This window comes from uncultured Brachyspira sp. (assembly GCF_934747485.1).
Lineage (GTDB): Bacteria > Spirochaetota > Brachyspiria > Brachyspirales > Brachyspiraceae > Brachyspira.
On sequence record NZ_CAKVGN010000032.1, the window covers coordinates 1 to 13,287 of the forward strand.

General features: G+C 28.4%; 14 protein-coding genes and 1 tRNA gene. 13 read left to right on the plus strand and 2 right to left on the minus strand.

Annotated features, from left to right (window positions below; all coding sequences use genetic code 11):
* The first annotated feature begins 140 nt into the window (after positions 1–140).
* The 13 genes from Q0H31_RS07140 (at position 141) to Q0H31_RS07200 (ending at position 11,217) form a co-directional block, all read left to right on the plus strand.
* The gene (locus tag Q0H31_RS07140) at positions 141–713 is read left to right on the plus strand and encodes an HD domain-containing protein (RefSeq protein ID WP_295296774.1); all 573 of its coding nucleotides are present in this window, start codon (positions 141–143) and stop codon (positions 711–713) included.
* Between the two features lie 23 nt (positions 714–736).
* Positions 737–1,378 carry an isochorismatase family protein gene (locus Q0H31_RS07145; protein WP_295296775.1) on the plus strand — a complete coding sequence of 214 codons (642 nt, stop codon included), beginning with the start codon at positions 737–739 and terminating at the stop codon, positions 1,376–1,378.
* Positions 1,375–1,899, plus strand: a complete 525-nt coding sequence (locus tag Q0H31_RS07150; RefSeq protein ID WP_295296777.1) for a methylated-DNA--[protein]-cysteine S-methyltransferase — start codon at positions 1,375–1,377, stop codon at positions 1,897–1,899. The genes Q0H31_RS07145 and Q0H31_RS07150 overlap by 4 nt, the downstream gene beginning before the upstream one ends.
* Positions 1,896–2,450 carry a GNAT family N-acetyltransferase gene (locus Q0H31_RS07155; RefSeq protein WP_295296779.1) on the plus strand — a complete coding sequence of 185 codons (555 nt, stop codon included), beginning with the start codon at positions 1,896–1,898 and terminating at the stop codon, positions 2,448–2,450. Before Q0H31_RS07150 ends, Q0H31_RS07155 begins: the two co-directional genes overlap by 4 nt.
* 74 nt (positions 2,451–2,524) lie before the next feature.
* A complete protein-coding gene (locus Q0H31_RS07160; protein ID WP_295296781.1) occupies positions 2,525–3,115 on the plus strand; it encodes a GDSL-type esterase/lipase family protein in 591 nt (196 codons plus the stop codon).
* 181 nt (positions 3,116–3,296) lie between these two features.
* A complete protein-coding gene (locus Q0H31_RS07165; protein WP_295296831.1) occupies positions 3,297–4,472 on the plus strand; it encodes a class I SAM-dependent RNA methyltransferase in 1,176 nt (391 codons plus the stop codon).
* 57 nt (positions 4,473–4,529) lie between these two features.
* On the plus strand, positions 4,530–5,288 hold the full coding sequence (locus Q0H31_RS07170; protein ID WP_295296783.1) for an MBL fold metallo-hydrolase: 759 nt from the start codon (positions 4,530–4,532) through the stop codon (positions 5,286–5,288).
* A gap of 92 nt (positions 5,289–5,380) precedes the next feature.
* Positions 5,381–6,847: an N-acetylglucosamine-specific PTS transporter subunit IIBC gene (gene nagE, locus Q0H31_RS07175; protein WP_295296785.1), complete on the plus strand. Its 1,467-nt coding sequence runs from the start codon at positions 5,381–5,383 to the stop codon at positions 6,845–6,847.
* Between the two features lie 261 nt (positions 6,848–7,108).
* A complete protein-coding gene (locus Q0H31_RS07180; RefSeq protein ID WP_295296787.1) occupies positions 7,109–7,246 on the plus strand; it encodes a hypothetical protein in 138 nt (45 codons plus the stop codon).
* A 340-nt stretch (positions 7,247–7,586) separates the two neighbouring features.
* Entirely contained in the window at positions 7,587–8,693 is a 1,107-nt protein-coding gene (locus Q0H31_RS07185; protein WP_295296789.1) for an ABC transporter ATP-binding protein, read from the plus strand.
* Between the two features lie 615 nt (positions 8,694–9,308).
* The gene (locus Q0H31_RS07190; RefSeq protein ID WP_295296791.1) at positions 9,309–10,430 is read left to right on the plus strand and encodes an IMP dehydrogenase; all 1,122 of its coding nucleotides are present in this window, start codon (positions 9,309–9,311) and stop codon (positions 10,428–10,430) included.
* A gap of 295 nt (positions 10,431–10,725) precedes the next feature.
* A tRNA-Ala gene (locus Q0H31_RS07195) sits at positions 10,726–10,799 on the plus strand.
* A 148-nt stretch (positions 10,800–10,947) separates the two neighbouring features.
* On the plus strand, positions 10,948–11,217 hold the full coding sequence (locus Q0H31_RS07200; protein WP_295296794.1) for a hypothetical protein: 270 nt from the start codon (positions 10,948–10,950) through the stop codon (positions 11,215–11,217).
* 345 nt (positions 11,218–11,562) lie between these two features.
* Here the strand turns inward: Q0H31_RS07200 and rlmB are convergent, their stop codons facing one another.
* Entirely contained in the window at positions 11,563–12,276 is a 714-nt protein-coding gene (gene rlmB, locus Q0H31_RS07205) for a 23S rRNA (guanosine(2251)-2'-O)-methyltransferase RlmB (protein ID WP_295296796.1), read from the minus strand.
* Complete coding sequence (gene galE, locus Q0H31_RS07210; RefSeq protein WP_295296798.1) at positions 12,276–13,265, minus strand: UDP-glucose 4-epimerase GalE; 990 nt, start codon at positions 13,263–13,265, stop codon at positions 12,276–12,278. Before galE ends, rlmB begins: the two co-directional genes overlap by 1 nt.
* Between the last annotated feature and the right edge of the window lie 22 nt (positions 13,266–13,287).

Consider the following 13,287-nt stretch of genomic DNA (forward strand, 5'->3'; position numbering starts at 1 on the left):
TAATTAAATTATAAGGAATACCTGCTTTTTTTAAACTAAAAAACGTGCAATATGTATGGCTCCTAAACAATTATATAAAAATTTTATATTGAAAAATAGAATAATATATTATATAATTGTTTTCATATTTGGAGTTGTCAATGGCAAGCATAGAAAGAGAAAAAGCTATAGAATTATTTAAAAAATACAACAAAGAACCATCTCTATTTAAACATGCCCTATCAGTTGAGGCAGTAATGAGATATTTTGCTGGTAAATATAATGAAGATGCTGAAGAATGGGCAATGGTTGGCTTTTTACATGATATGGATTACGAGATGTTTCCTAATGAACATTGCATAAAAGTAAAAGATATATTAGAAGGAGAAGGCTTGCCTGAGAGTTTTATTAGAGCTATACAGAGTCATGGCTTTGGAATATGTACAGATATAGAGCCTATCACTAATATGGAAAAAACTTTATATGCTGTAGATGAGCTTGCAGGTTTTATTTTGGCTTGTGCTTTGGTAAGACCTTCAAAGAGTTTAGATGATATGGAAGTAAAATCAGTTAAGAAAAAATTGAAAGATAAAGCTTTTGCTGCCAAAGTTGATAGAAATATAATCAATAATGGTGCTGAGAGACTTAATATATCATTAGATGAATTAATAAAAGAGACTATAGATGCTTTAAAACCTATACAAGAAAGTATAGGCTTACAAAAAATATCTTAAAAATAATTTTTTAGGTTTCCATTATGAGTAAGGTTAAGATACTAACAATAGTAGATATGCAAAATGATTATATGGAAGGCGGTCCTATGGCTATTAATGGAGCTATCAGCATCATACCTGTAATTAATGACCTTATAAAAAATGGAGAATATGATGCTATAATAGCTACCCAAGATTGGCATCCATCAAATCATATATCTTTTGCTTCAACTCACAACAAAGAACCTTTCTCTAAAATTAGGGTAATGGACCAAGAAACTGGCGATGAAGAAATTTTAACACTTTGGCCTCGTCATTGTGTTGCTAGAACTTTCGGCTCTGCTATTGTTGATGAATTAAAAAAGAAGAAAGATTATATTTATGTTCAAAAGGGTGTTGATGCTGATGATGAGGGAGTATCTGGATTTTCTTATATGCATAAAGATTTCATAGATGCTGCAAGAGAGAACAAAGAAGTATTGATATTAGATTTTGCGGGTGTTGCTTTGGATTATGCTGTTTATTATACTGCAAGAGACACTGCTGAATATGTAAACTCTATTAATGCGGAATATTTAGTTAGTGTGAATGTTTTAGAATATGCATCTGCCGCAATGAATCCTGATAAAGTATATGAATTATATTCCAATGTAAAAAACATTAATCTTAAAAAGGTTCATTTGTGAATATTATAAGACTTGAAAATAGTCAGATTGATGATGATAGAGTGTTTTTGTATAAAAGCCCTATTGGAAATTTATATTTAACTCATTATAAAGATTATATAACTTCTATTTCTTTTCAAAACAATTATAAAAAATGTCATGATGAAGAGCCAAACATTATAAGAGAAACCAAAAAACAATTAGACGAATACTTTGAATTAAAAAGAAAAATATTTGATATACCAATTGCAGTATGCGGAAGCGATTTTCAATATAAAGTGTGGATAGAAACATATAAAATTCCTTTCGGAGAAATAGATACATATTCCAATATAGCAAAAAAAATATCTAAAAGTTCCGGAAGTATTTTTAGAGCCGTTGGAAGTGCTGAGGGCAAAAATAAAATACCAATTATAATACCATGTCATAGAGTAGTTTCTAAAGATTTGAAATTAACAGGATATGCAGGCGGAATAGAAAAAAAGGAATATTTACTAAAACTTGAAGGTTTTAAGATAAATAATTTAAAGATAATAAAATGATAAAAAAAACTTATAATACAAGCAGATTACTTTTAGTGCAGCCTAATCTTGAAATGGCTAACTCTATTTTAGATTTTTATCATAGAAATAAAGATTTTTTTAGAGACTTCGACCCTTACAGACCCGATATATTTTATAAACTTAATACGCATAAAAATATTATAAAAAAAGAAATAGATGATACAAAAAATTTCAAGATGCTGAAATTTTATTTATTTAAAATAGAAGACAGAAAAACAATAATAGGAATGATTAGTTTTGCTAATATAGTAAAAGGCTCTTTTTTGTCATGCACTGTTGGATATAAATTAGATAAAGATGAGACCAAAAAAGGCTATATGACAGAAGCATTAAAATATGCAATAGATATAGTATTTAAAGAATTAAAACTTCACAGAATAGAAGCTAATATTATGCCGCATAATAAGCCGTCATTAGATTTGGTAAGAAGGCTTGGATTTGAATATGAAGGGCTCGCAAAAAAATATTTAAAAATCAATAATAAATGGGAAGACCATATACATATGACCATATTAAACGATGATATCTAAACAATAAACTAAAAATTTGACAAATTATAATTTTTTCAGTATAAATTATAATATAAATATTTATGGATATTATCATGAAAATAGTTTGCCTCGGCGACAGCACAACATATGGCTATATGGTTAATAGAAAGCAAGTTTGGACTTCTATATTAAACAGTAAATTTGAAAACTCTAACATACAGTTTATAAACAAAGGCATAAACGGAGATACTATTTCTTCAATGTATTTTCGTTTTGATAATGATGTTATTAATGAAAAACCTAATACTCTAATACTTATGGGCGGAGTAAATGATATATTTCTTTTTAAGCCTTTAGAAAATATAAAAAAAAGCTTTGTTGACATAATAAATAAATCTAAAGAAAACAATATAGATATAATAACATTCACACCTATACCTTTTATAAAAGAGGATTTTACATTTTTTAAGGTTAATAATTTAGAAGAGATGGAAAGCATATTAGTAGAATATGTTAATTTTATTAATTCTTATGCAAAAGAAAACAATATAAAATGCATTGATGTTTATGATATGTTTATAAATAAAATATTGAAAGAGCATAAATATTATGATTTATATTTTGACGGTGTTCATTTAAATAGCGAAGGACATAATATTTTTTCTTATTATTTATTTGAAAAATTAAAAGAGTATATAGAGTAAAAGGATTCACTTTTATTCAGCTTTATTAAAAATAAAGCCAAATAAAAGTGGGAGATTATTTATGAAAAATACTAATTATTAAAACAGAAGTTATTAAAAAAAGTAAAATATTTTGTATTTTTTTCATATTAATAATATTTATTTATAATATATTAGAATTTTAATGTATAATAAAAACATTATGAGAGTAAAAATAATAGACACAGCTTATGGTGGATATGGAATTGCTAAAGAAGGAAAAATTATATTTGTAGCACATTCTGTTGAAGGCGATTTAGTTGATATATCGGTAAAAAAAGAAAATAAAAACTTTTGCTATGCTAATATAAATAATATTATAGAGCCTTCAAAATATAGAATAAAAGCAAAATGTAAATATGCTAGTATTTGCGGAGGATGCGTATTTAATCATATTGAATACAATAAGCAATTAGAAATAAAAAAAAGTATTGTATTAAACTCTATAAGAAACATCGAATATAATAATAATAATATAAATATAATAAAATCACCTAATGAACATTATAGACTCAGAGTAAACATGATAGCTCAAAATGGCAGTATTGGTTTTTATAAATTTAACACTAATGAGTTTATAAATATAGATGAATGTGTAATATTAAAAGAGAAATTGTTTGATAAAATAAAAAGCTTCTCTCTTCGCAATAATATCACAGGAAACATTTATGCTATAGAAAGCAGTAATGGCAAAATACTGTCATTTGCTGAGATTATAAAACAAAATAAAAATATAGATATAAGCTATTTTGACGGAATAACCATAAAACAAAAAAAGAAAATAAAAAAATACGGCATAGACAAAACAAGTTACAATACATATTTTGGCGAAGTGCCAATATCACATAAAAGCTTTTTTCAATCTAATCATTATTTGTTAGATGAGTTTCAAAAGAGTGCTGTTAAATACTTCAACGAATATGATACAAACATAGTTGAGCTTTATGCAGGAAGCGGATTTTTTACTGCTGCTATTAAAGAAAAATTAAAAAGTTTGAATGTTGATTACAAATTAATATCTTCAGAAATAAGTTCTGATTCTGTAAATATTGCAAAAGACATTATAAAAGAAGATGCAAAAGAAACATTAAAAAAAATAAATTATAATGTAGATGTTTTATTTGTTGATCCTCCTCGTGATGGATTAGATAAAAAAGTAATAGAAAACATTATTAGAATAAAACCAAAAAAGATTATATATATTTCTTGTAACCCTATGACATTTGCAAGGGATATTAATTTATTAAAAGAATATTATAAATTAATAGATTTAAATATAATAGATATGTTTCCAGACACTTATCATATAGAATTAATTTCTTGTTTAGAGATAAAATAATTATATTGATATTAGCAGTAAAAAATATATAATTCTTTTTAGGAGTTGCAAAACATTATGAAAATAATTTTTTTAGGTACTGGTACATCAGATGGTGTGCCTATGATAGGCTGCAAATGTAATGTTTGTAAAAGCAAAGACAAAAGAGATAAAAGAACAAGAGCATCTGTTTTAATACAGCATAAAAATAAAAATTATATAATAGACACTTCTTTAGATTTTAGAGAACAAATGCTTAGAGAAAAAGTTGATAGCTTAGAAGCAGTGTTTTATACTCATCATCATGCAGACCATTCTTCAGGAATAGTGGATTTGCGTTCATTAAATTTTATTATGCATAAACATATAGATTGTTACGGCAATAAAGATACTATGGACGTATTAGAAGATAAATATGATTATATATTTAACCCCATTCAGATAGGAGGCGGAATTCCAGATTTAGAGTTTCATATTATAGAAAAATCTATGATATTTGATGATATAACTGTAACCCCAATTCCTGTAAAACATGGTATATTAAATATATTAGGCTATAGATTTAATAACTTCACATATATCACCGATGCAAGCTCTATAAGTGATGAAAGCTTAAAACTCATAGAAGGCAGTGAAATTTTAGTGTTAAACGGATTAAGATATCGCCCGCATAGCACACATTTGTCATTACAAGAATCAGTTAATATAGCAGATACCATTAAAGCTAAAAAAACATTTTTTACTCATTTAACTCATGATGTTTTACATAAAAATTTAGATAAAGAACTTCCAAAAAACATGTACGCTGCATATGATGGTCTAACATTAGAAATATAATATGTTTTTATATTGATTATAAATATTAATCGTATATACTTGTATATATACGATTATAGTATAAAAAACATTTTATATAATTGGAGGATATAATGTTTGGTTATCTACAAAAAATAGGTAAATCCTTGATGGTGCCTGTAGCTGTATTGCCGGCAGCTGCTATCCTTTTGGGTATTGGTTACTGGATAGACCCTAATGGCTGGGGAGGCGGAAGCCCAGTGGCAGCTTTCTTTATTAAGGCAGGCGGTTCTATTATAGATAATATGCCTATACTGTTTGCAGTTGGAGTTGCTTTTGGTATGTCTAAAGATAGAAATGGGGCTGCTGCTTTGGCAGGACTCGTAGCATTTTTGGTTGTAACAACTCTATTAGCTCCTGCTACAGTTGCTATGATTCAAAGTAAAGATGCTGCTGACGTAGCTGCTGGATTTGCTAAAATTAACAATCAGTTTATAGGTATACTTTGCGGTATTATAGCTGGCGAATTATACAACAAGTTTGCTGAAGTAAAATTACCGGAATTCTTAGCATTCTTTAGCGGAAGAAGATTTGTACCAATAATTACTTCCGGTGTTATGATGATAGTATCATTCATTTTAATGGCTGTATGGCCTGCTATTTATGGCGGTTTAGTAACTTTTGGTGAAGCTATCATTAGTCTTGGTCCTATAGGTGCTGGTATTTATGGTTTCTTTAATAGACTTTTAATTCCTGTTGGTTTACACCATGCCCTTAACTCAGTATTTTGGTTTGATGTTGCTGGTATTAATGATATACCTAATTTCTTAGGCGGTCAGGCTTCTATTGATGCTGGAACAGCTACGGTAGGAGTTACTGGTATGTATCAGGCTGGTTTCTTCCCTATTATGATGTTTGGTCTTTTAGGTGCTTGTTTTGCCTTCATTAAAAATGCTAAACCTGAAAATAGAAATAAAATTCGTTCTATAATGTTGGCTGCTGGTTTTGCTAGCTTCTTTACTGGTGTTACTGAGCCTATAGAATTCTCATTTATGTTCGTTGCTCCTGTATTATATCTTATACACGCTTTATTAACCGCTATATCTTTAATTATTGCTTCTAGTATGAAATGGATTGCTGGTTTTGGTTTCTCTGCAGGTTTTATAGATTTAGTTCTTTCTACAAGAAACCCTTTAGCTACTCAATGGTATATGTTAATTGTACAAGGTATAGTATTCTTTATACTTTATTTTGTTATTTTCAATTTTGCTATTCAGAAATTTAATCTTAAAACTCCTGGAAGAGAAGATGATGATGTAGAAGAAATAGAAGTTACTGTATCTACAGGAAAAAATGCTTCTTATGCCGATAAAGCTGCTTTACTTCTTCCTTTACTTGGAGGACTTGATAATATAGTTGATATTGATAACTGTGCTACAAGATTAAGATTAGAAGTTAAAGATAATTCTATAGTTAATGATGCTGAAATTAGAAAACATTTCCCTGGTGTATTGAGACCTGGTAAAACTTCTGTACAAGTAATAGTTGGAACAGATGTACAATTTTTGGCAGATGAGTTTAAAAAAATTGCTCAAAAATAATTAAAATATTTTTTTAATAGGGCTTGTAATGATATTATAAGCCCTTTATTTTTTAACTTAAATATAGATATAAAACTGAACCTATATAAAATTAAATTAGTGTTTTTATACCAATATGATGCTGTATCATACTTTTATGTAGAAAATAAAGATAGAGTAAAAGATATTATATTAAAAAATCATGTGATTGCTAATTTAGTTATTAGAAATACTTAGTTTTCTAATTATAAAACCTCTATAGACAATTTGTAATTAAAAAGCATGAAAGTTTCAATAAATATTTTAAACATAGAAGAAATTGTTATAAAAGAAAATGAAGACTATATATTTGATGTTTATTCTCAATATATTGCTATACTAAAATCACAAAATAAGGCATCAAATTTAATAAAAATTTAGAATTAAAGAACAAATCAATAAAAAATTTAGATTTTAGAGTAGTAAAAATATAGTCAGTAATTTATTAGTATAAAAAATTATTATAAACAGTATCTTTTAATTCAATTATTATGTGTATTTTTTTAATAATTATTGTGTTTTTGCTGCTTTAATAAGTATATATCTTTTAATTTGTATGTTATCGGTTATAAATGTGAAAGATATACATAAAAAACTAAAATTATATTTGTTAAAAAGCTTGACAATTGGCTAAAAAATTATTAAACTTTAGGATATAAGTTTTTTATATTTAATAGTAAATAATTTAGTAAAAAATAAAAAAGCAAGGGGTTATAATATTATGTCTAGCATAAAATTTGAGCATGTAAGAAAAGTATATGACAACAAAGTTGAGGTTGTTAAAGACTTTAGTTTGGATATAGCCGACAAAGAGTTTGTAATTCTTGTAGGTCCTTCAGGCTGCGGTAAATCTACAACTCTACGTATGATAGCTGGTCTTGAAGAAATCACAGATGGTAAGCTATATATTGGAGATAGACTCATAAATGATGTAGCTCCAAAAGATAGAGATATTGCTATGGTGTTTCAGAACTATGCTTTATATCCGCATATGTCTGTATTTAAAAATATGGCTTTTGGTTTGGAACTTAGAAAAACTCCAAAAGATGAAATCAAAAAAAGAGTTGAATGGGCTGCACAAATACTTGATATAGCTCATTTGCTTGATAGAAAACCTAAAGCATTATCAGGAGGTCAGCGTCAAAGGGTGGCTTTGGGAAGAGCTATGGTAAGAAATCCGTCTGTTTTCTTATTAGATGAACCGCTTTCTAACCTTGATGCTAAATTAAGAGTTCAGATGCGTACTGAGTTAATTAAACTTCATAAACAATTGCAGACAACATTTGTATATGTTACTCACGACCAAGTTGAAGCTATGACTATGGGTACTAAAATTGTTGTTATGAAAGATGGCGATATTATGCAAGTAGATGATGCTAAAACGCTTTATAATCATCCTAAAAATTTATTTGTAGCAGGATTTATTGGGGCTCCTCAGATGAATTTTATCAATGCTAAGCTCTCTAAGAAAAATTCTAAATGGTATGCTAATTTTGATAGATATGAAATAGAATTAAATGACCCTAAACTTGATAAAATTGATGATTCTTATAATGATAAAGAAGTTATATTAGGTATTAGACCTGAAAACATTATTTTAGATAAAAATAATTCTGATAATAATTCTATAGAAGCTATAATCGATGTAATTGAGATGATTGGTTCTGAAAGTTATTTATATATGAACTTCGGAGATTCTCATGTTACTATAAGAATCAATACTAGCGATGATTATTCTAGAGATCAGCATGCATTTATGCATTTCGATTTAGCTAAACTTCATATATTTGATAAAAATACTGAAAAAAATATTTTAGTAGAACAATAATTAAGTAAAATAAGACTGGAATAGTTAATATTCTAGTCTTATTTTTTTACATAATTTCATATTAATTATTTTACGCTCATAAAAATATATAATAGACTTGTTTCAAAACTAAATTAATAAATAGTTATACTGTTTATTTTTTTAGTATTTTAAATTTATAGTTGGGGCTTTGCCCCCTGCGAAGCGTACCCGTAGGGTAAAACCCCAGTTCTTTTGCCGATAGGACCTACTCAGTATTGGTATAAAAGAACCTTATATCCTACGGATACGCTTCGCGAAGAACTGCATTTTTATATACTAAAATAATTAATGATACAACATGTAAAACACAATTTTATAACTAAAATTATGTTGAAAATTACACAACTAATTTTGTCAAGTACTTTTGAAACAAGTCTAATATAACTCTATAAGCACTTTTAAAATTTATTACTATTTGAAACGTTTTTGTATAGATTATAAAAAACTATATCAATACACTATTTGTTTTATAGTGAGTTTCTATTTTAAATTATATTAATATCTATTTTCCAATAAAATATGCTTAAAACAATTGCAATAAAAACATTTTTATTATATAATTATTTATTGATTTTTTATTTAAGGATTTCTATTATGCCAGCTAACTTAAAAGAAGCTCTAACTTTCGATGATGTATTATTAATACCGCAAGAATCTGATATACTGCCAAAAGATGTATCTTTAGAGAGAAAATTAACTAAAAAAATTACATTAAAAACTCCATTAATAAGCTCACCTATGGACACAGTAACAGAATCTCAAATGGCAATAGCAATGGCTTTATGCGGAGGATTGGGGGTTATACATAAAAACATGCCTTTAGAACAGCAGGCTAAAGAAGTAGAAATTGTAAAAAGTTTTAATGATATACAAGACAAACAAAAGGCAAGTATTAATGAAAAAGGTTCTTTAATTGCTGCTGCTGCTATAGGAATATCAGAAGATAGATATGAAAGAACAGAAAAATTAATAGAAGCTGGAGTTGACATAATAGTAATAGATACTGCACATGGTCATTCTAAAAATGTATTAAATGCCATAGCAGATATTAAAAAGAAATATTCTCAAGTGGAAGTTATAGCTGGAAATATTGCAACCAAAGACGGTGCTAAAGCTTTGATTGATGCGGGAGTTGATGCTATAAAAATTGGTATTGGTGCTGGTTCTATATGTACTACAAGAATTATTGCGGGGGTTGGAGTGCCGCAACTTACCGCTATAGAAGATGCTTCTGAGGTAGCTAAACAAAACAATGTTGGTGCTATTGCTGACGGAGGTATAAAATATTCTGGTGATATAGTAAAAGCTTTTGCTATAGGGGCTGATGCTGTTATGGCGGGAGGGCTTTTCTCTTCTACTTATGAGGCTCCAGGTGATGTTATTATCATAGACGGTAAAAAATACAAACCTTACAGGGGAATGGGTTCTGTGGGAGCTATGCTTCATGGAAGTAAAGACAGATATTTTCAAAGTGAGGTCGTAAATAAGTCTAAGTTTGTGCCTGAAGGTATAGAGGGTGTTACTGAATATAAAGGTCATGTTGCCGATGTGGTTTATCAGATTACTGGCGGTATACGTGCTGGAATGGGATATATTGGTGCTAAAACTATAGAAGAATTACAGAAAAAGGCTGTATTTCTTAAAATTACAAATCAGGGTCTTGCTGAGAGCCATGTACATGATGTAAAAATTACTTCTAAAGCTCCTAATTATTAAAAATTTATAAATTTATTTTGTATCATAACAAAATTCTATTTTTTTAATCGTAGATAAAACTGCATCTTTCTATTTCATAAACATTTAAAATAGTCATAAAAAACTCTTAAAATTTTTCATTGTAAATTAACAAGTTTTAATATATATAAATTTGCACTTTTTGGTATAAAAGAACCAAAAGAACTGCATAAAAAATTCACTTTTGGAAACACAAAAGTTGAATAAAAAACAACAAAACAAAATCATTATTTTTATTGACTTTTGGCCAAAAATAATTTATGATTCTTAACAATATGGGGATATAGCTCAGCTTGGGAGAGCATCACAATGGCATTGTGAGGGTCGTGGGTTCGAGCCCCATTATCTCCAAAAATCTCATTAACGCACGGTAAATAAAATTTCAAATATAATAAAATTATAATAGCAAACAAATTTATGCCGTAAAATTCACTCTGCGTGCGGTTGAATAATCAATAAAAAATAAATAACTATAGTGTTATAAATTAAGAACTAAATATTGTTTATATTTTTATATTTAGAATATAAAGAAAATAAAATAATTGATAATTTAAATAATTCTGAAAAATATTTGAAAAATGCTATAAATGATAGTAGAATAAAAGAAGATATAGGGGAAACCTACTACTATTTACATCTTGTATACGATGAATATGCTAAACTTGACAACAATAACAGCGGTTATTCAAAAGAAGAATGCCAAAAATTAAGCAATGAGTATCTTCAAAAGTCAAAAGATTTAGGATATAAGCACTTTATGGATAAATAAAAATTATTCATCTTTGTAAATATATTATCAACTTTTTTGTGTATTAAAATTTTTTTATCACTCGTTATGCTTTACTAAAGATGAAGTAAAAAACGCACTTTTTGCAACTTTTTGCTGCGGGAAAAAGTTGAATAAAATAAAAAACTTATATGACAATTTTTTTTAGTTTGTGATTTGTGGTGGCTTTGCCCCCACACCCCCACTTCTTTTGGTGACCCAAAGAAGCAAAAGGACTGCATTTTCATGGAATATAGTTACAAACATATATCATTATTTAATATATATTCATAATCAATAAAATTAAAACACTATAAATATTTATTAAGTTACTTTAAAAAAATTACATTATTTCTTATACACAGAATAAGCGTAAGATATTATAGCGGATGCTGCTGATACATTAAGTGAATCAAAATCGCTGCAGGCTTTTATCATAATGCTGCCGTCAGAATTTTTCTTCAAGCTCTCCCTCACACCGCTATGCTCATTTCCAAGTATAATAGCTGTAGGTGTATCAAATTTAAAATTTTCTAATGATGTACCGCCCTTTTCGCTCGCATGATATACCCAAAAACCTTTGTCTTTCATTATTTCAATAGCCCTATTAAGATTGGTCTCTATTGATATAGGCAAATGATAGGCAGCACCAGCCGATATCTCATAAACCTTTTCATTTATAGGAGCAGCATTGTCTTTAGGTATAATAATGCCTCCCAAACCAAAAAAATATGCATTCCTTATAATAGCACCCAAATTATGAACATCAGTTATAGAATCAAGTATAAATATGAGCGGCGTATTAGTTTTCTCTAAAGCCCTATCCAAAAAAACATCAATACCTATTTCAGCATTTTCTTTCACACTCGCAACAATAGAATAAACCTTCCCTACAATACTCTCCATCTCTTTTTTTTCAACATTTTTAATTAAAACTTTTTTTCTCTCAGCAAGCTTAATTATTTCTTTTTCTTTCTTAGATATAGGAAATTTTATATAAATAACATCAACCAAGTCTTTAGATAGAGCTTCAACTATAGCATTTTTTGAGCTAATAAACATTATTTCTTATAACCATTAGGGTGATTTTTATGCCAATTCCAAGCAGTTTCAACTATTTTCTCTAATGAGTCTATAGTAGGAGTCCAACCTAATACCTCCTTAGCCCTATCACTACTTGCAATAAGTTCAGATGAGTCGCCTCCCCTTCTCGGACAAACCTCTGCAGGTATAGCATGACCTGTTACTTTTCTTGCCACATCTATAACATCTTTTACACTAAATCCGTTACCATTACCCAAATTACAAGCAACACTCTTACCACCATTTTTAAGATAATTCATAGCAGCAATATGTGCCAAAGCCAAATCACATACATGTATATAATCTCTCAAACAAGTACCATCTGGTGTAGGATAATCATCGCCAAATATTTTTATGTTTTCTCTTTTTCCAAGAGGAACTTGAAGTATTAAAGGTATTAAATGTGATTCTGGGTTATGGTCTTCTCCAATGTCTCCGTCAGGATGAGCACCAGAAGCATTAAAATATCTCAAAGCCACATAATTAAAATCATAAGCCTTTGTATACCAAGAAAGTATTTTTTCTAATGCAAGCTTACTGTCGCCGTATGGATTAGTTGGCTCTTTTCTGCAATCTTCTTTTAGAGGAATAGCTTCAGGTTCTCCATAAACAGCAGCAGTAGAAGAAAATATAAAGTTCTTTACTTTAGCTCTAAGCATAGCATTAAGAAGATTTATAGAGTTAGATACATTGTTATGATAATATTTAGCAGGATTTTGTACACTTTCCCCTACTTCTATATAAGCACATAAATGCATAACAGAATCAATATTATGTTTAGCAAATATCTCGTCAAGTAAAGTGCTATCTCCAATGTTTCCCTGATAAAAGTTCTTACAATCTTTAATAGCCTCTTTATGACCATACTCAAGTGAATCTATTACAACAGTATCTATATTCTGTTTTAAAAGTTCACGCACCACATGAGAGCCAATATAACCAGCTCCTCCACAAACTAAAACAGCCATAATAAAAAACTCCTTTTTATAA

Bases quoted from the DNA above. Each gene is read 5' to 3' on its own strand.
- Q0H31_RS07140 (WP_295296774.1), top strand. From the start codon at position 141: ATGGCAAGCATAGAAAGAGAAAAAGCTATAGAATTATTTAAAAAATAC.
- Q0H31_RS07145 (WP_295296775.1), top strand. From the start codon at position 737: ATGAGTAAGGTTAAGATACTAACAATAGTAGATATGCAAAATGATTAT.
- Q0H31_RS07155 (WP_295296779.1), top strand. From the start codon at position 1,896: ATGATAAAAAAAACTTATAATACAAGCAGATTACTTTTAGTGCAGCCT.
- Q0H31_RS07160 (WP_295296781.1), top strand. From the start codon at position 2,525: ATGAAAATAGTTTGCCTCGGCGACAGCACAACATATGGCTATATGGTT.
- Q0H31_RS07165 (WP_295296831.1), top strand. From the start codon at position 3,297: ATGAGAGTAAAAATAATAGACACAGCTTATGGTGGATATGGAATTGCT.
- Q0H31_RS07170 (WP_295296783.1), top strand. From the start codon at position 4,530: ATGAAAATAATTTTTTTAGGTACTGGTACATCAGATGGTGTGCCTATG.
- nagE (WP_295296785.1), top strand. From the start codon at position 5,381: ATGTTTGGTTATCTACAAAAAATAGGTAAATCCTTGATGGTGCCTGTA.
- Q0H31_RS07180 (WP_295296787.1), top strand. From the start codon at position 7,109: ATGAAAGTTTCAATAAATATTTTAAACATAGAAGAAATTGTTATAAAA.
- Q0H31_RS07185 (WP_295296789.1), top strand. From the start codon at position 7,587: ATGTCTAGCATAAAATTTGAGCATGTAAGAAAAGTATATGACAACAAA.
- Q0H31_RS07190 (WP_295296791.1), top strand. From the start codon at position 9,309: ATGCCAGCTAACTTAAAAGAAGCTCTAACTTTCGATGATGTATTATTA.
- rlmB (WP_295296796.1), bottom strand. From the start codon at position 12,276: ATGTTTATTAGCTCAAAAAATGCTATAGTTGAAGCTCTATCTAAAGAC.
- galE (WP_295296798.1), bottom strand. From the start codon at position 13,265: ATGGCTGTTTTAGTTTGTGGAGGAGCTGGTTATATTGGCTCTCATGTG.